The sequence below is a fragment of the Tissierella praeacuta genome, from assembly GCF_040396155.1.
Lineage (GTDB): Bacteria > Bacillota > Clostridia > Tissierellales > Tissierellaceae > Tissierella > Tissierella praeacuta_A.
Genome location: NZ_JBEBOY010000004.1, coordinates 40,345 through 60,417 on the forward strand (window position 1 = coordinate 40,345; position 20,073 = coordinate 60,417).

The window sequence follows — 20,073 nt, forward strand, 5'->3', positions numbered from 1 at the left end:
GAGTATATTCTACCATAATAAGGTTTATTAAAGGGTTACAATATTATTAAAGTTTATAGTCGTATCTTACTGTTTTGTAATCCTATGTATTAAAAAAATTGAAGGATTTTTATTTTCTATGTCGAATATTAAATATATGATAGAAGATAAGGGGTGATAATATGGAGTTAAAAGATTTCTGCAGGGAAAATCTTTTAGATGAAAAAATATTTATAGTTCCATCAAGAACAATAGGGATGCAAATGGTAAATAAAATGGCGAGAAAAGGTTATTCTTCTATAAATCTAAAAGTTGTAACTTTAAAACGCCTAGCTTTTGAAATATTAGAAGAAGATATTATAAATAAAAAGAAAATCATTATAGACAGTATTCTAGGCAATAGTTTAATAATTAATATACTTAAAGTTTTAGTAGAAGAAGAGCCAAATGGATTTTTTAAGCCTAATTTAATAGATGCGAAAACTGCTGAAGAATTGTATAAGGTGATTATGGAATTAAAATATAGCGGGCTAGAGGATTATCCAAAAATAAAGGATTTAGATAAGATTTATATTAGATATGAAAACAAATTGAAAGAATTAAATGCCCTAGACTATTGTGACATAATAATTGAGGCAGCAAAATCAGTAAATATAAATTCATATAGAGAAAATAAAATAGCCATAGCTTCTAATATTGAATTTAATAATATGGAGGAAATATTATTTAAGAAACTAACAGAGAATAGCTGTGTGAAAATTCAGATGCCAGTTAAAACAGTTGAAGGTCGTCCTGAGAACTATTATTATAAGGATATCTTTAATAATATAGAATTAGAAGGTAAAAAGATTAAGTTTTATGAAGCATATGGTACAAAAGAAGAAATAGGAACTATTATAAAAGATATGAAGGATAAGAGAATACCCATTGATGAAGTAGTAATAGCAGTTACAAATAATAAATATCTAGATTTAATAAATATAGAATTTGAGAAGGAAAATATACCTATTACCTTTGGTGAAGGTTTAGATATTAAATCAAGCAGTGTCTATAGATTTATAAATACTATTTTTACTTGGGCTAAAAATTACTATAATGTAAATGAAATTAAGACCATATTTGTCAATGGAGATATTAAAATTGACAATTTTTCTGCCCCTGAAATATATGAAGAATTAGTAAAATGTAAAATCATTTCTTTAAGAGAAAATTATAATAAAATTTTAAGTAATATTAAAAATCGTAGGGATTTAAGTGAAGGTGAAATAGAAAAAAGGATTTGGCTTAAGGAATTCTTTGCAGAACTATTTGAAACTATACCAAAAAGTAATTACCTTAGATTTAATCAATATATACCAAAGTTTATAAATTTAATAACAAAGTATGTAAAAAGTAACAATAAATATGATGGGGCAGCAAAGCAGGTGGTTCTTGAAACTTTATATAAAATTGGAGATATAGATATGGAAGTAAGTAGAGATGAGTACTTTGATATAGTATTATCCTATATTGAGCAAAGTAAAATACTTAGAGCCCAGCCTCATCCAGGACATATATTTGCTGCAAGCTTTGGAAATGCAGGGTATACTGGAAGAAAATATCTTTACTTAATAGGATTAGATAGTGATAGCTTATCTAATAAGGTAGTTGAATCCCCTATATTACTTGACAATATTTTCTTTGCAAATGAAAGATACGAGTATAAAAAATATAAGATAAAAGAATTATTAACAGCTGACTTTGAAAATATATCTATAGGTTATTCAAATTTTGATACTGTGAATATAAAAATACAATCTCCATCTCAAATATACAATGAATTAAAGGATATAGCTGGAGAAAAGGAAATAGATGAATATGAGAATAGGGAAAGAATAATATATGGTAGGGATATGGTTAAATCTGCTACGTCTTTGGAAACTTTAGCAGAATGTCCTAGAAAATTTTATTTTAAAAATATAATGGGACTTATTCCTAAAGAAGATGTGGATATTAGAGTTGATAGATGGCTTGACGGATTAACTAAGGGTCTTATAGCCCATAAAGTATTAAATGCATATTTTAATCTAAATGAAAAAGAACAGACTGATGAAATCTTGTTGGAACTAGTGGAAGAGGAATGTATCAATGCTAAGATAGATAATGTGTGTTTGCTTGAAGAAGTATATTTAAGAGAGAAACAAAGTTTAATAGATATATGTAAAAGTATTATAGATACTACTAAGGAGGATAAAGAGTGGAGAGTATTAGTAAACGAATTATCCTTTGGAGATAAATTATATAAAAATAATAATTTTTTTGGTATACTTCCAAGACAGAAAATAAATGTTGTAGGATTAGAATTAAATATATCAGGAGCCATAGATAGAGTGGATATAAGTAATAAGGATGAAAATGTATTCAGAATTGTGGATTATAAAACTGGAAATATGGATAACTTTGATAAAAAATTAAGGTTTTCCACAGGAAGAGGAAAAAATAAGGAGTATAATTATTCACAAACACAAAAACTTCAATATTATGTTTATAAAAAAGCATTGGAAAAAATATTAGAAACTAGAAAAGATATAATAAACCCAGTGGTAGAGAAATTTACCTATATATTTGGGGAGACGGAAAAGGATGGAACAATTGATTTGGATTTTAGTGACGAATTTATAAATACAATAGAGAATAGAATAAAAGAATTGTTAGATATGGATATATTGGAAGCACAAAAAAATATAATATATGATCCAGAGCAAAGTTGCAGATATTGTGATTATAGTTCTATATGTATTGTAGATAAGGATTCATCCAGTATAAAAGAGGAGGTGGATTATGGTGGATAAACAAAGTTTAATATCTATAGAAATGAATAAAAGAGAAGAAATAATAAATACATTCAATAAAAACTATCTTCTTGAAGCAGGAGCGGGAGCAGGGAAAACTACCATAATAGTACAAAGAATTATCAATCATATAATTAGTACAGATATAAATCCTGCTAATTTAGTGGCAATTACATTTACTAAGGCAGCTTCAACAGAATTAGCTGAAAGAATTCAATTGAAGGCTTTAGAATATTTAAAAAATGAAAGAGATTCAAAGATAATAGGAAGGCTAAAGGCTGTGGATAGAATATTTACTGGAACTATCCACTCCTTTTGTGAACTTATTTTAAGGGAAATGCCTTTTGATGCTAATATTACGCCTAATTATGAAATAATAGAGAATGATGAAGAGTTTCACAACAATATATGGTATAAGTTTTTAAGGGACAATCAGGAGGAATATAAGGAAACTATAGATTCCTTATGGAAGGTAAATATTGATTATAAGGATTTAAAGAGTAAAGCAATACTAGTCCTTGGGAATCCAGATATTAAATTTAGTGGATATAAAGATATAAATTATAATTTAGAGGATATTGAAAAGGAATTTAAGGATATACAGAAAGAATATGAATATTTAAGTATAGAGCCTTTTAAAAATAATTCTAATATTGCAAAGCTATTCTCTTCTATATTAAGGGAAGGGGAAGATCTAATATATTATTCCAATAATCTTCTAAAAGAATATGGAAAAGAAGAATTCGACATAGAAAAGATATTTGAGAAGGTTATTAGTAAAAAGCATTGGAATTCCAATGGTGCAGAAGAATATAAAAGGTTTATAGAAAGAATTTATAATATTTATTTTAGATTAAATGCTATTGTATATAATACTTGTACAGATTTTATCAATATGGTTGTAGACTATAAGAGGGAAAAATATGAAGGGAAACTTACTTTTAATGAACTATTATATAAAGCATCCACATTAATTAAGGAATCTTCATTGGCTAGAAAGTATTTTAAGAACAAATATAAATATTTTTATATAGATGAATTTCAGGATAGTGCGACACGTTAATAGCTGAAAAGGCTATTCACCATCATTAGATGGGAGAACTTACATTCCGAGGTATCAAATGAAGGGGTAACGCCCTGAAGGGTCCCATTAATACTCCGAATAGCATCGGATTTGCAAGAATGAAGATGTTATAAGCTCGGTGAAGTCGGCTGAGAGTTGCCCTAAGTAAGAGCAATCTTACAGGAACAATGTCCAGAGGTGGATGTCGCAACCTATAGGTCGGATGTCTATAAAATGCTCATGGTGAGAATCGTATACTATGAAAAAGTATACTGACGAAATCCCGAATGAAAGGGTCTAAAGGAATAAATATCAGAAATGGTATTCTTACTATTGTAAGGTTAGTGAGGTAAAGTAAGAAGTTGTCTTTATGAAATACCTTATAGTGTTACAGGCACTATCAAGCTAACAGGCTCAGAGGGAAACCTAAAAGCATATGCAAAGATAGGAATGTAGGAACGTGGTAAGCCAGTGACAAGGAGAGCTTGCCATCGATGAATTGTTGATAAAGAAAGGAGAAGTCTGCTATAACTTATCTTAACACTGGTGAAAGTAGTGGCACAGTACCAATGAAGCGATGATAATAAGTCGTGGAGGGATAGCCACAAGTCGAAATATACACGAAAATTTAAAAGTGCAATATTCATTAGGTTCGAGTATGACTAAAAGAAACGAAAACCAATTCGAAAGATGAGGTGATTAGTTGACTAATGATGACAGGGAAAAATACGAAGAAAAAGAAAAAGCTAAGAAATAATGAGTATTATGATTTACAAGGTATGTTTGATGACTTATACGAAAAGAGTAAAAGAAATTACAACTTTACAAAACTCCTGGAACTAATTACAGATGACAGAAACATACAGTTAGCCTACAGAAATATAAAAAGAAATAAAGGTAGTAAAACAAAAGGCACAAATGAAAATACGATAGTAGAAATTGCTGAAAACGAACCACAAAAGCTTGTGGATTACGTTAAGGGAAGACTAAGTAACTATAAGCCACATCCAGTTAGAAGAGTAGAAATACCGAAACCTACTGGAGGTATAAGACCGTTGGGAATTCCAACGATAGAGGATAGATTAATACAGCAATGTATATTGCAAATATTAGAACCTATCTGTGAAGCAAAATTTTATAATCATAGTTATGGATTCAGACCTAACAGAAGTGCCCATCACGCAATTTCAAGAGCCATGACATTAGCAAATATAAACAAACTGCATTATGTAGTTGATATAGACATTAAAGGGTTCTTTGATAATGTAAATCATGGAAAGCTTCTTAAGCAAATGTGGACTCTGGGCATAAGGGATAAGAGATTAATATCAATTATCTCCAAAATGCTTAAGGCAGAAATAAAAGGTGTTGGAATACCTGATAAAGGTACACCACAAGGAGGAATCATCTCTCCATTACTATCAAATATAGTGCTAAATGAATTAGATTGGTGGATAGCAAGTCAATGGGAAAATTTAAAAACCAGAAGTAAACTTGTAACCAATAAAAAGAAACCAAGTGGGAAAATTATTATAGATAAAGCCCCTAAATACTTGGCTCTTAGAAAAACCAATCTTAAAGAAATGTTTATCGTAAGATACGCAGACGATTTTAAAATATTCTGTAGAGACTATGATACAGCAGTCAAAGTTATTGAAGCTACTAAACAGTGGTTAAAAGAAAGACTGGGATTAGATATTAGCCCTGAAAAATCTAAAATCACAAACTTAAAGAAAAACTATACTGAGTTCTTAGGCATAAGACTTAAAGTAGTTCCCAAAGGCAAAAGGTATGTAGTTAAATCCTATATGAGTTATAAAGCAAAAGACAAAGTTATCAAGCAATTCATAAGCAGTATTAAAAGGATGCAAAAATCGCAATTAAAAACTGATGTCAATAAGTTTAATGCTTCAATTTTAGGCAGACAGCAGTATTATAGCGTAGCAACACATGTATCCAAAGATTTCGCACAAATCGATTTCTTAGTCAAAAAGAACCTTAAAAACCGAACAAGTAAAATACGAACCAAAAGTGGTGTAATTACAAAGGCATATACAAAATTCTATAGCAATCATAAAGGTAAGAAGACATTCTTGCTTGGACAAATTCTTTTTCCAATATCAATGATAAAAACAAAACCTCCATGGAATTTTTCACAAGAAATCTGTGATTATACGGAGGAAGGTAGAAGGTTAATACATGCACAACTAAACAAAATAAATATCAGAGTATTAAATTACCTGATGTATAATCCAGTAAGAGATGAAAGCATTGAATATAATGACAATAGAATCTCACTATACTGTGGACAAAATGGAAAATGTGCTATAACTGGAAGACCATTGGAAATAGGAGATATGGAAGTCCATCATAAGAAGCCAAGAGAGTTAGGCGGAACAGATGCATATGAGAATCTAACCTTTATATTAAAAAACTGCCATAAATTAATACACGCCACTAAAACAGAAACTATTGAAAAATATCTCAAATTATTAAATATTAGCAAAAAAGAGATAGATAAAATTAACAAACTTCGTATAAAAGTCGGTAATTGTACCATTTAAATTAGTAAGGTGTATTCGATGGAACGCCGTATGAGGGGAAACTCTCACGTACGGTGTGGAGCGGGGGAAAAGTCGGAGATTGTCTCAAAGATTTACCTATCGCTATCAGATCCTATGCAGGCAGAACTTATACTTTATTTGACTGGGGAGCATGATGATATACATTGGCATAATTGTAAACCTATACCTGGTTCTCTGTTTGTAGTAGGTGATCCAAAACAATCTATATATAGATTTAGAAGGGCAGATATTACTATATATAATCAAGTAAAAGAAATAATTAAAAATAATGGAGAAGTCATATATTTAGATATTAATTTTAGGTCTTCTGATAATGTATGTAATTGGGTAGAATCTACATTTAAAAAGAAAAATGAGGACTTATTTGGATTTGAAGAAGATGCCACTAATATACAGGCAGGATTTAAGAATATATTAAGTTTATGGGATGATTTTTTACAGGGAGAGGATAAAAGTATAAATGGGATTTATCAATATAATTATCCAGAGAGTCAAGAACCAGAATATGTTGCTAATATAGTAGAAGATATTTTAGAAAGTTATGTCATAACGGAGAAGGTAAAGAAACTAAAAGATGGAATAAAAAATGGAGAAAAAGATTATTACAATGTAAATAGGAAGGTAAAAGAAGGTGATATAATGATTCTCACAAAGACCAATGAAGAAACAGGTCTATACCTTAAGGCATTGAAAAATAAAGGCATATCGGCTTTATTGGCAGGTGAGAAAAATTTGGGAGATACTAGGGAGATATTGAACTTATTTATTTTAATTGATGCCCTAGTGGATTATAGGGATAATGTAAAATTGGTATCAGTTTTGAGAAACTCTTTCTATTTAGAATTGGAAACTATAAATTTGTTTATGGAGAAATATAGGGATTTATCTCAATTTATTTTTTCTAAAAATAAGATTGATAAGATACAGCATCCAAGTATAAAAAAAGCATTTCTCTATCTAAACGATCTAGCTAATTTATCAAAAGAACTTAGACCAATCCCTTTCATTGAAAGGATTATAGAAAACCAAATTGGAGTCTATGATATCCATAGGGAATATACAAATATAGAAATTCGAGATGCTGAGTCAGCCCTTGGACAAACTATAGAAATTTTAAAATCTAAAAGCTGTGGAAGTATATATGAATTAAGGGAAGAATTAAAAAATTTAATATCTACAAAGGTAAACTATGAATTGCCAATAAATAAGAAAGAAGCAGAGAATGCCATAAGAATAATGAATATTCATAAGTCAAAGGGATTAGAGGCAAATATAGTTATATTAGTTGGAGGAGATAAAAAGAAAAGCATTTTATCTAATACCCATTATGTTGAAAAGGATAATGAAGGTAATAGTATAGGATTTATAGCATATTCAAAGAACCATAATATAATTGGACCAAAAGAGATGGAAAGAAAGGAAGTGGAAAAACTTTTTAAAGAAGCAGAAATAGATAGGCTTTTATATGTAGCGGCTACTAGAGCTAAATCCACTTTGATTGTGTCAAATGCCATGGAAGAGAAGAACTTTCTATATCCTCTATCTAATAATATAGAAAACGAAATAAAATCGGAAAAAAGAATAGAAAATATAAAAAGAGAAATAAAATTGTCTAAGGAGAAGAGAAAGGAAATCCAAATTACTAAGGAATTGATTAGATTAAAGGAAATATCCAGTCCAAGTTATTTTAAAATAACACCTTCAGAGTTTGAAAGAGTTAAAGACATCAAGGATGAGGTAAATTTCATGGAAAAAACTATTATATATAGGAGTCCTAAATTCCAAAGTACTAGAATATCAAAGTCGAAATTTATTCCCTATAGTCCTAGGGGCAAGGGATATGGAATTATTATTCATAGGGCTATGGAGATTTTAATAAAAAATAGCAAAAATTTTAATGATATAAATAATAATATAATAGACTATGCAGTAAAAGTTTCTGTTAATGAGAATATAGATAACTTAGAAATAAATAGAACAAATATTGGATTATTCTATCCTTCTATGGACTTGGCTGTTTCTGCCATTATGGAAAAAGAAAATAATGAAGCTAGATTGATTATTAAAAGAAGGGTTTATAAATATGTAAAAAGAGTATTAAATAATTTCATAAACAATGAAGATATTATAGAAATCTTTAGAAATTCAGATAAAGTATTTAGTGAGCTATCCTTTACTATGGCCATAGACAAAAAAGATAGAGAGATTTTATGGAAACTATCAAATTTAATACCTAGAGAACAAATTATGATGGTAAAAAAATATAATAAAATTATACTAATTAATGGAGTAATGGACTTAGTAATAAAATCTAAGGATGGAAGTTGGACAATAATTGATTATAAGACAGATATCTGTTTTAATAGAGAAATCCTTAGAAGAAACTACAATGCACAGCTAGAAGGGTACGGGATATTATTTGAAGAGATAATGAAAGATGAAGATATAAAGGTGGACAATTTATTGCTTTATTCAACATTTAATGATGAATTAATTGATATATATAGTAAAATATTAGTTTAAAAAATAGTAATATTCAGTATCTTGTTACTATATTGTCAATATGATATAATGAACTTAAGTATATAAGTAATGGAGGAGACAATATGGAAAAAGCAATGATTAGACTTAGAATGAGCAGTCAAGATGCTCATTATGGTGGAAATTTAGTAGACGGTGCTAGAATGCTGGCATTATTTGGAGATGTTGCTACAGAATTACTTATTAGACATGACGGAGATGAGGGCTTATTTGTGGCCTATGACAAAGTAGAATTTAAAGCTCCAGTATATGCGGGCGATTATATTGAAGCGGTGGGAGAGATTGTTAAGGTAGGAAATACTTCTAGAAAGATGGTATTTGAAGCTAGAAAGGTTATAGTACCTAGACCAGATATTAGTCCATCTGCATGCGATGTACTAGAAGAACCAGTGGTTGTATGTATAGCCGAAGGAACTTGTTTAGTTCCAAAGGATAAGATAAGAAAATAGGGGGAGTTTTAATGGAAAAATTGATTATTACTGCGGCGATTTGTGGTGCAGAAGTAACTAAAGAAAATAATCCAGCGATCCCTTATACTGTAGAGGAAATTGGTAGGGAAGCAGAATTAGCATATAAAGCTGGTGCAAGTATAATTCACCTCCATGTTAGAGAAGATGATGGTACTCCAACTCAAGATAAGTCTAGATTTAAGGCTTGTATGGATGAAATCTATAAGAGATGTCCTGATGTTATTATTCAGCCTTCAACAGGTGGAGCAGTAGGTATGACAGATGAAGAAAGACTTCAACCAACAGAATTAGGACCAGAGATGGCAACTCTAGATTGTGGTACATGTAATTTTGGTGGAGATGAAGTATTTGTAAATACTGAAAATACTATTAAGAACTTTGGTAGACTTATGATCGAAAGAGGAGTTAAACCAGAGATAGAAGTATTTGACAAAGGCATGGTTGATTATGCAATTAAATATGCAAAACAAGGATTTATAAAAGAGCCAATGCATTTTGACTTTGTACTAGGTGTACAAATGGCTGCAACAGTTAGGGACTTATCATTTATGGTAGACAGTATTCCAACAGGTTCCACTTGGACTGTATCAGGAATAGGCAGACATGAATTTCCATTAGGAGCTGTTGCTATTGTCATGGGTGGACATGTTAGAGTAGGTTTTGAAGACAATGTATATATAGAAAAAGGAGTATTAGCTAAGTCAAATGGTGAATTAGTTGAAAAGATCGTAAGAATAGCTAAGGAATTAGGTAGAGAAATAGCTACTCCAGACGAAGCTAGAGAAATATTAGGACTTAAAAAGAGATAGATGAAACTAATACCGAGGAGATTTTCCTCGGTATTATCTAAATATACAGTTAATCTATTGGACATGTATTCAATGAAATAAAAGGGGTTGATTTTATTTCAGAAATAGATAAAGAACGTATCTCATGTTATGTATTAGAAAATGTTGATATTGGAATAAGAGTTATTGATGAAAATGGGATAATTATCTATTGTAATGGCATAATGGAAAAAATAACAGGTATAAATGCAAAAGATATGTTAGGAAAACACATGCTTCAGGTGCATGAAAATCTAAAAGGAAGTTTCAGTACATTAATTAATTGTGTAGAAACTGGTAAATCTATAAATAATAAAGTTAAGGTTCAGTTTGATGATAAAGGAAGAATAATATATTTAGTTACCACTAATATTCCAATTGTTCAAGATGAAAAAATTGTTGGAGCAATTGAATATATAAAAACAGAAAGTTCCTTTGGAGATTTATTAAATTATATTTCCAAAGATATAAAAGACGATGTAAGAAAACCTGATGCTCATATCTATAAAAATTCAACAAGTTATGTATTTGATGATTTTCTTACTATAGAAAAGAATATGATAGCTTTAATAGAAAACATTAAGCATATCTCCTTATATGATTATAATGTATTAATATGTGGTGAAACAGGAACAGGTAAAGAAATAGTAGCTCAGAGTATTCATAATATGAGTTCAAGAAGAAATAAAGCATTTGTAGCTCAAAATTGTGCTGCTATTCCAGAAAGTTTGCTAGAGTCAATATTTTTTGGAACAGAAGTAGGTAGTTTCACTGGAGCAGTTGAAAAACAAGGTTTATTTGAGCAGGCTAATGAGGGAACGTTACTTTTAGATGAACTGAACTCTCTTCCGATTTTTTTGCAGGCGAAATTATTGAGAGTTTTACAAGAAGGTCGTGTTAGAAGAATAGGTGGAAAAAAAGATATTGAAGTAGATGTTAGAGTTATTTGCACTACCAATGAAAAACCAGAGATTTTAATAAAGGAAAATCGACTTAGGGAGGATCTATACTATAGACTAGGACCTATATATATTAATATACCTCCATTAAGACAAAGAAAGTCAGATATTGATTATTTGACTAGAATATTTATCAAAAGAGAAAGCAAGGAAATTAAGGTTAGAGAACCACAAATATCAATAACAGTAAAAAACTTTTTTAGAGAATATCCATGGCAGGGCAATGTGAGAGAGCTAAAAAATGTTGTTAGCTATATTCTTCTAAATGCAGCCTGTGTAGATATTGTAAAACTAGAACATTTACCACATTATATGCAAGAAAATATGCTGGATATAGAATCCCTTAACCTTGAACTTGATAATCTAAATTATCATCAAAAAATAATCGAATTTGAAAAGATAATTATAAAAAATGCTTTAAACATTACAAAAGGTAATGTATCTGAGGCGTCAAAAATATTAGGAATTAAAAGACAGACATTACAATATAAAATTAAGAAAATGGAATTAGGATAATTGCCAATTATTTAGCATTTGCTAAGTTATTGGCAATTATTTTTTTATACATAAAATAGAGGATTACCATGTTAATAATTTTCAAAGTACTAATAAGTGCTAAGTATTTGGCAAAACCTTATTTAAAGAAGAATAATAGATGAGAACGAGACATTGAAATTACTAGTATATTGCATAGTGAAAAATATTTATAATAGGCATGATTGTTGCATTACTACGATGGTGAATTAAAATTATAAATTTAGGAGGAGTATAATGAAAGAGTTAAAAGGACCAAAAGAAGCTAGAGTTCCTAAGCTGTGGGAAGCATTAGTTCCAATCGTAGGTATGATGGTAATAATCATAATTGGGATACTAGAATATAAGTTAGAACCTCATATTCCAATTGTGCTAGCTAGTATTCTAGCTGCCTTTATGGCATCTAGAGTTGGACATTCATGGAATAGCATATTGGGAGGTATATTAGAAAGCGTTCATAGAGCACTTGAAGCACTTATTATTGTTATGATAGTAGGGATGTTAATTGGAAGTTGGGTTTCAGCAGGTACAGTTCCTGCAATGGTTTATTATGGATTGGGAATGATTTCTCCAAAAATATTTTTACCTACAGGTGCAATCTTATGTGCAATAGTTTCTGTTGCTACGGGTAGTTCTTGGACATCCTCTGGTACTGTAGGAATAGCACTTATGAGCATTGCATCTGGTTTAGGAATTAATCCAGCTTTAGCGGCAGGAATGGTAATATCCGGTGCATATTTTGGCGATAAATTATCACCCCTTTCAGATAGCACAAATGTTGCAGCAGCTACTGCCGAGACTCCACTTTATAGTCATGTTGGAGCTATGATATCTACAACATTGCCAAGTTTTTTAATAGCCTTAGTGATATATGGAGTTATCGGACTGAAAGCTGGAGGTGGCGATTATGATCCTGGTAGGGTTGAATTAATTAGAGCTACTATTTTAGAAAATTTTAATATTAATATTTGGTTACTTATTCCACCGCTATTTGTAATATTTGCAGCTGTCAAGAAGATTCCAGGAATTCCATCATTATTAGCTGCTGCAGGATTAGGAGGAGTTTTTGGAATGGTCTTTCAAGAAAGAAACTTAGGCGAAATACTTTCAAACTTTCATTATGGATTCAAAGCTGATACAGGAGTTGCAGTAGTAGATAAATTGTTAAATCGTGGTGGAATAGATTCTATGATGTGGACTATATCACTTATTATATTTGCTCTAGCCTTTGGCGGGATTTTAGAGAAAGCTGGATTTACAGAAGTAATATTAGGAAAGTTGGTTAAGAAGGTTAAATCCTTAGGAGGCTTGGTATCTTTAACGATTATAACAGGAATAATATGCGACTTTGTATTGACAGATCAATATTTAGCTATTATGGTTCCTGGCAGAATGTATGCTAAGGCATATGATGATAGAAACTTAAGTAGGAGTTATTTATCGAGAACTTTAGAGGATGGGGGTACAATGTGGTCGGCACTATGTCCTTGGAATGGATGCGGGGCATATCAGGCAGCTACCTTAGGTGTAGCTACGTTTTCATATTTACCATATGCATTTATGAATTTAATCAATCCAATATTGGCAATAATATTTGCTTATCTTAAAATCGCTGTTTTCTATAAAGACGAGAAGAAAACAGATAATATCAAAGCAAGCTAAAAATTTAGTATAAAAGCCTCAAATTATTTGGGGCTTTTGTATATTTAAGTTATAATAGAAGAGTATATGTGATGTTTATTATATAAATAAATATGAGATACTATTAAATAATTATATGAGGGGATGCTTATGGAGGAAATTAAGATAAATGAAAAGTCTAAGGATGAGTCCTTGTATAAGGGTTTGAGCCTAATTTTTGGATTGTTGTTAGTGTTTATTGGAATAAAAGATAAACAATCACTTAAACTAGCTGTAGGGATTCTATTATTGTTTTATAGTACTTATCACAAAAATATTTACCTATCGGATAATGGAATTGTATATACATATAGGGGGTTTTTATTTAGTAGAAAAGAATGCCTTGAGTTTAATGATATGGATGAGATAACCATAGTAAAACAAAAACATAATAGTACCATATTCTTTATTAAGGAACCTATGGTTAAGAAACTTGTAATAAACGATGAAAAAATTGACAAAATAATAGAATTTATAAATAAGAAATCAAAGATTTCTATAAATATAAGACCATAGATATATAAATTATTTATTTACATTGAGTTGGGGGGAAACTATGAAGAGCATAAGAACAAAGGTTATCTTAATAAGCTGTATTATGTGCATTTGCAGTATTCTTTTAGCAACAGTTATTAGTTATAAGATACTATCGGAGAATATTAAGGAACAAACTTTTGAGAAGCTAGAGGAGATTTCTAATAAACATGCAGCAGAGATAGAGGGGTGGTTTTCTACTCAAGCAAGAATACTGGACGAGCTTTACGACGAAATAATATATAGAAATAATTTTGATAAAGTAAATCTTGTGGAATACTTTAATTATAAGAATCAAAAGAATCCTGATATTAAGGAATATTATATTGCTTTTCCAGATAATGTTTTGGTAAGGGGTGTAGGAATCTGGGAGCCAGATGGAGATTATAACGTAGCTGAGAGAGAGTGGTATAAAAAAGCAATAGAAAGTGATGAAATTACAATATCATCTCCCTATGTAGATTCAAATCATGGAGAGGTAATAGTCACTCTTTCTAGGGTAATTAGGATAGAAGGTAAAATAGTTGGAGTATTGAGTTCGGACATAGCCATAGAGCATATTGTAAATATTATCAATGAATCTAGGCCATTAGAAGAAGGTTATGGTTTTTTAGTTGACAATAATGGTAATATTCTTGCGCATCCTAATAAAGAATTTCTTTATTCAAAAGATAAGGGGTTAACAAGTATAGATACTATTTATGGTGATGATATAGCTATGAGGCAAGTTGGCAAAAAGGAATTAAGAAGTATTGTAGACTATGATGGTGAAGAAAAGTTCCTGTTATATACTGACTTGGGATTTACCGGATGGGATATAGGGTTAGCTGTTTCTGTAAAACAGGTAATGAAGCCACTTGATAGGATTGTAGATAGTTCTATTATATTAGCTATTGTGTTGACTTTAATATCTGTATTATTAACTTTTATTTTAGGAAATTCAATATCTAAGCCGATAAAAGTTGCAACTAATTATATTGAACAGATGGCTCAGTTAGATATTACTCATGACGCTGATGAAAAATATTTAAATATGCGAGATGAGATAGGGAGAATGTTTAAGGCTTTTGAGATGATAATTATAAGCTTAAGAGGTTTTTTAGCAGATTTAACTATTATTTCAAGCAAGATATCTACTTTTTCAGATGAATTAGCAGCATTATCTCATAGATCCAGTATTGACACAGATAATATGTCAGAGAACTCGGCTAATATTGCAGAAATAAATGATATGCAGATGAAGAAAATATCAGGGCTGGTTATATCGATGGAAAATTTATATAGTGATACAAATAAGCTTATTGCGGAAAGGGATTTAATTAAGGATGAACAATTAATTAGTCATATAAAATTAATTATTCAAGAATCTGAGAAAATCATTAAAGAATTTAATCAAGCACAGGATATTGGAAAGTTTGAATCTGCACAGATAAAAAATATTTATTCATTAATGGAGAAACAAACATTAATAATGGAAGAAATATCCTCTGCTAGCCAGTGCTTATCTGAATTAGGAGAAGAATTAAATGTATATATAGCTAAGTTCAAAAGTTAAACAAATAAGGTTTAAATAAAATAAGTATCATTTTTGGTGCCTGGCACCAAAAATGATACTTATTTTATTTAATTTGGAATATTGGAAATGATATATCTATATGTTACATAAGTAAAGTGGGCATAGGATTTGGGAATGTGTGGGAATTTATAAGATTAATAATAAAAATCTATTTTGTCAATTTAAAAGATAAATACAAGGAAAGCATTGCTTTATTTATTATAATATTAGTTATTTATTTTATCTCTTTTATCCAAATTTGTTACTCTAATAGTTTTGAAATCTGATATAATAGTATATAATAAGAAAAATGGAGGTAATCAAATGTTAGTTACAGGAAGAGAATTGTTATTAGATGCTCAGAAAAATGGATATGCCGTTGGTGCTTTTAATGTTAATAATATGGAGATAGTTCAAGCTATTATAGAAGCAGCAGAGGAAACTAATTCTCCTGTTATCCTTCAAGCTAGTCAAGGTGGAATTAAATATGCTGGTATAGAATATATTGCTGGTTTAGGTAAAATAGCTGGTAGAAATGCTAAAGTACCAGTAGCACTACATTTAGATCATGGTACTGATTTTGATCAGGTAATGCTATGTATTAGACATGGATTTACTTCTGTTATGATTGATGGTTCTAGATTTGCTTTAGATGAAAATATTGCATATACTAAGAAAGTAATAGAAGTAGCTAAAGCTGTAGGTGTTTCTGTTGAAGCAGAACTAGGAAAAATCGGCGGTACTGAAGACCATATAACTGTAGATGAAAGAGATGCTACTTTCACTGATCCTGATGAAGCTTTAAGATTTGTAAATGAAACAGATGTAGACTTCTTAGCTATAGCTGTTGGTACTGCCCACGGAGTATATAAAGGAGAACCAAAGCTTGATTTTAATAGAATAGAAGTAATTAGAGATAAAGTTGGTATTCCTTTAGTATTACATGGTTCATCAGGTGTTCCTGAAGAGGCTTTAAAGAAAGCTATTCCATTGGGAATTTGTAAAATCAATATAGATACAGATCTTAGAATTGCTTTTGCCAATGGGGTAAAGGATTTCATTAAAGCTAATCCAGATAATATTGATCCAAGAAAGATATTAACTCCTGCAAAAACTCAAATGAAGGAAAAAATAATAGAAAAGATGAAGATATTTGGTTCAGTAGGAAGAGCATAGAGATAGTTCTCAATTAACAATATTTGAAAAAGGATAAATTATAAATTGAAAAATGAAGATAAATATTATTCTTAAGATTCTTGAGAATAATATTTAACTTTTAATCTTCTAGTACAATAGCTATTGATTGTTCTCTGATAATTGTTAATTGAATAAGGGGGAAAGAGTATGAAACTTTTTATAGATACTGCAAATATAGATGAAATAAAGGAAATAGATGAACTAGGAGTTATCTGTGGAGTCACTACTAACCCTAGCTTAATTGCTAAAGAAGGTAGAGATTTCAAGGAAGTCGTTAAAGAAATTGCTGATATTGTAGATGGACCTATTAGTGCCGAGGTTATTTCTTTAGACAAAGAAGGGATGTTAAAAGAGGCTAGGGAATTAGTGGAAATTCATCCTAATATTGTTATTAAAATTCCTATGACTAAGGAAGGATTAAAGGCAGTAAAAGTTCTAGCTAGTGAGGGAATAAGGACTAATGTAACTTTAATTTTTTCAGCTAGTCAAGCTTTGCTTGCTGCTCGAGCAGGTGCTACTTATGTTAGCCCATTTGTTGGAAGACTTGATGATATTGGAAATGAAGGAATTTATATTATTGAAGATATAATCCAAATATTTAATATGCACAATATAGATACTGAAATAATTGCGGCAAGTATTAGACATCCTATTCATGTATTAGATGCTGCCAAGGCTGGAGCACATATTTCAACTATACCATATAAGGTATTTATACAAATGCTAAATCATCCTTTAACTGATATCGGTATAGATAAATTTTTAAAGGATTGGGATAGTTTACAAACTAAATAGGGAGTGTTAAAATGGATAGAAATTTGGCTTTGAATTTAGCGAGGGTAACTGAAGCCGCTTCATTGGCCAGTGCAAAGCTATTAGGCAGAGGAGATAAAAATGCAGCAGACCAAGCTGCTGTTGATGCTATGAGACGTATGTTTGATACTGTAAATATAGACGGGGTTGTAGTTATTGGTGAAGGTGAGATAGACGAAGCTCCTATGCTATATATTGGTGAGCAAATAGGTATTGCTGGAGAGGATAGCTTAAAGGTGGACATTGCAGTGGACCCACTTGATGGAACTAACTCTATTGCATATGGCCGTCCAGATGCTGTTTCTGTAGTGGCTATAGCTCCAAGAGGCTGTATGCTTCATGCTCCAGACACATATATGAATAAAATAGCTGTAGGACCAAAGGCAGCAGGAGTTATAGATATTAATGCTCCAATAGAAGAGAATATTGCTAAAGTAGCTAAAGCTTTAGATAAGGATGTATCGGAAGTCACAATAACTATGCTTGATAGACCAAGACATAGTGATTTAGTAGCAGGTATAAGGAAAGCTGGAGCAAGAATTAGAATGATTACTGATGGAGATGTTATTGCTGCAATCAACACATGTTTTGAGCATACAGGTGTAGATATGATGGTAGGTATAGGAGGAGCTCCTGAAGGCGTTATTACAGCTGCTGCACTAAAATGTATGGGTGGAGAATTCCAAGGTATTTTACACCCTGTAACTGAGGAACAAAGAAAAAGATGTATAGAAATGGGTGCTGATTTAAATAAAGTCTATAAAACAGACGATCTAGTTAAGGGAGATGAAGTTGTTTTTGCCGCTACAGGAGTATCCCATGGAGAATTGCTCCAAGGTGTTAAATATTTAGAAAACAATGTTGCTTCAACTCATACTTTGGTTTTAAGAGCAGAAACAGGTACAATTAGGTTTATAGAAGCTACTCACAAATTGGATAAAAAGCCAGAGTATGCTAAATAAACTTATGCAGTAGACTCATAATTAACAACGGAAAATTGACAAGTGGCAATTGACAATTAAAGATTACAGCATAGATTTTTGACAATGTTAAAAATCTATGTTTTCGTTGTCAATTGTCAATTTAAAAACGAAAGGGGTGTATATATTTGACGGAACACGATCTGTCGGATAAGAAGATAAGTGACCTAAGGGAAATCGCAAAATCCCAAGGTATAGCCAGTCCTTATAAATATAAGAAGGATGAGCTAATAGATATGATACTTCAAAGTTATGCTTCTGAAGAAAAGCAAGACGAGAAGGAAGTATCAAATGAAAATGAAATAACAATAGATATTAAGGATATTGAAACTGAGGATTTACCTGATAAGGTTACGGAAGAATTGGAAAATATGGATACTATAAATGGAGCCGAAGGAATCCTTGAATTACACACAGATGGTTATGGATTTTTAAGATCAGATAATTATTTATCAGGTGATGAGGATATATATATTTCACCATCTCAAATTAGACGATTTAGATTAAGGACAGGAGATAAAATCTTTGGTGTTACTAGAGACCCAAATCCTGGAGAAAGATACAAAGCTCTTCTTTATATCAAATCAGTTAACGGAATGCATCCGGAAACCTGCACCAAAAGACCTAATTTTGATAGTTTGACTCCCATTTATCCAACTAAAAGGTTGGAGCTTGAAACAAATTCCTCTGAGTTAGCAACTAGAATGATTGATTTAATCGCACCTATTGGTAAGGGACAAAGGGGTATGATAGTGTCTCCACCAAAGGCTGGAAAAACATCTTTGCTTAAAATGGTGGCAAATTCAATAGAAAAGAATCATCCAGAAGTGGAAGTTATTGTATTATTAATAGATGAAAGACCTGAAGAGGTAACTGATATGAAAAGGTCTGTAAAAGGAGATGTAGTATATTCAACCTTTGATGAGCTGCCACAACATCATACAAAGGTTGCAGAAATTGTACTAGAAAGAGCAAAGAGATTAGTAGAACATGGAAAAGATGTAGTAGTTTTATTAGACAGTATTACAAGACTTGCTAGGGCATATAACCTAACTATACCAGCTACTGGACGAACTCTTTCAGGAGGATTAGACCCAGGGGCTTTACATAAACCTAAGAGGTTTTTTGGAGCTGCAAGGAATCTAGAAGAGGGAGGATCATTGACTATTCTAGCTACTGCTTTGGTAGAAACTGGCAGCCGTATGGATGATGTTATATTTGAGGAATTTAAAGGTACAGGAAATATGGAAATCCATTTAGATAGAAAATTATCTGAAAAGAGAATTTTCCCAGCTGTGGATATTAATAAATCAGGTACTAGAAGAGAAGAATTGATTTTATCTCAAAAAGAACTTGAAACTATTTGGGGCATAAGAAAGGCTATGGGTAATGCATCTACACAGGATGTAACTGAGAATTTAATAGAAAATTTGGTAAAGACCAAAAATAATGATATATTTATAGATGAGATGAGAAATAAAATTTGGTTTTAGTTGAAAAGAAAAAATTTATATGCTATAATTTA

General features: G+C 30.9%; 14 protein-coding genes. All 14 read left to right on the forward strand.

The genetic code is table 11. The features are described from left to right. Nucleotides 1–161 precede the first annotated feature (161 nt). The 14 genes from ABWP20_RS03180 to rho all read left to right on the forward strand — a co-directional run bounded on the left by ABWP20_RS03180 (nucleotide 162) and on the right by rho (nucleotide 20,041). Nucleotides 162–2,810, forward strand: a complete 2,649-nt coding sequence (locus ABWP20_RS03180) for a PD-(D/E)XK nuclease family protein (RefSeq protein ID WP_353093667.1) — start codon at nucleotides 162–164, stop codon at nucleotides 2,808–2,810. After that, nucleotides 2,800–3,873, forward strand: a complete 1,074-nt coding sequence (locus tag ABWP20_RS03185) for a UvrD-helicase domain-containing protein (RefSeq protein WP_353093669.1) — start codon at nucleotides 2,800–2,802, stop codon at nucleotides 3,871–3,873. The genes ABWP20_RS03180 and ABWP20_RS03185 overlap by 11 nt, the downstream gene beginning before the upstream one ends. Before the next feature lie 710 nt (nucleotides 3,874–4,583). Then, nucleotides 4,584–6,437 (forward strand): group II intron reverse transcriptase/maturase, encoded by a 1,854-nt coding sequence (gene ltrA / locus ABWP20_RS03190; RefSeq protein ID WP_353093671.1) that lies wholly within the window; start codon nucleotides 4,584–4,586, stop codon nucleotides 6,435–6,437. A gap of 18 nt (nucleotides 6,438–6,455) precedes the next feature. Continuing rightward, the gene (locus tag ABWP20_RS03195; protein WP_353093673.1) at nucleotides 6,456–8,981 is read left to right on the forward strand and encodes a UvrD-helicase domain-containing protein; all 2,526 of its coding nucleotides are present in this window, start codon (nucleotides 6,456–6,458) and stop codon (nucleotides 8,979–8,981) included. A gap of 83 nt (nucleotides 8,982–9,064) precedes the next feature. Next, entirely contained in the window at nucleotides 9,065–9,448 is a 384-nt protein-coding gene (gene kal / locus ABWP20_RS03200; RefSeq protein WP_353093675.1) for a 3-aminobutyryl-CoA ammonia lyase, read from the forward strand. An 11-nt stretch (nucleotides 9,449–9,459) separates the two neighbouring features. Continuing rightward, a complete protein-coding gene (gene kce / locus ABWP20_RS03205; protein ID WP_353093677.1) occupies nucleotides 9,460–10,278 on the forward strand; it encodes a 3-keto-5-aminohexanoate cleavage enzyme in 819 nt (272 codons plus the stop codon). Nucleotides 10,279–10,397: 119 nt separating this feature from the next. After that, nucleotides 10,398–11,771, forward strand: coding sequence for a sigma-54 interaction domain-containing protein (locus tag ABWP20_RS03210; RefSeq protein ID WP_353093851.1), 1,374 nt, complete (start codon nucleotides 10,398–10,400; stop codon nucleotides 11,769–11,771). Nucleotides 11,772–12,026: 255 nt separating this feature from the next. Further along, on the forward strand, nucleotides 12,027–13,451 hold the full coding sequence (gene nhaC / locus ABWP20_RS03215; RefSeq protein ID WP_353093679.1) for a Na+/H+ antiporter NhaC: 1,425 nt from the start codon (nucleotides 12,027–12,029) through the stop codon (nucleotides 13,449–13,451). A gap of 129 nt (nucleotides 13,452–13,580) precedes the next feature. Continuing rightward, a complete protein-coding gene (locus ABWP20_RS03220) occupies nucleotides 13,581–13,985 on the forward strand; it encodes a PH domain-containing protein (protein ID WP_353093681.1) in 405 nt (134 codons plus the stop codon). A gap of 40 nt (nucleotides 13,986–14,025) precedes the next feature. Continuing rightward, nucleotides 14,026–15,558: a PDC sensor domain-containing protein gene (locus tag ABWP20_RS03225; RefSeq protein WP_353093683.1), complete on the forward strand. Its 1,533-nt coding sequence runs from the start codon at nucleotides 14,026–14,028 to the stop codon at nucleotides 15,556–15,558. Between the two features lie 324 nt (nucleotides 15,559–15,882). Next, nucleotides 15,883–16,734: a class II fructose-1,6-bisphosphate aldolase gene (locus ABWP20_RS03230; RefSeq protein WP_353093685.1), complete on the forward strand. Its 852-nt coding sequence runs from the start codon at nucleotides 15,883–15,885 to the stop codon at nucleotides 16,732–16,734. 168 nt (nucleotides 16,735–16,902) lie between these two features. Then, nucleotides 16,903–17,550: a fructose-6-phosphate aldolase gene (gene fsa, locus ABWP20_RS03235; protein WP_353093687.1), complete on the forward strand. Its 648-nt coding sequence runs from the start codon at nucleotides 16,903–16,905 to the stop codon at nucleotides 17,548–17,550. 11 nt (nucleotides 17,551–17,561) lie between these two features. After that, complete coding sequence (gene glpX, locus ABWP20_RS03240; protein ID WP_353093689.1) at nucleotides 17,562–18,530, forward strand: class II fructose-bisphosphatase; 969 nt, start codon at nucleotides 17,562–17,564, stop codon at nucleotides 18,528–18,530. A 146-nt stretch (nucleotides 18,531–18,676) separates the two neighbouring features. Beyond that, complete coding sequence (gene rho / locus ABWP20_RS03245) at nucleotides 18,677–20,041, forward strand: transcription termination factor Rho (RefSeq protein ID WP_353093691.1); 1,365 nt, start codon at nucleotides 18,677–18,679, stop codon at nucleotides 20,039–20,041. Nucleotides 20,042–20,073: the final 32 nt, after the last annotated feature.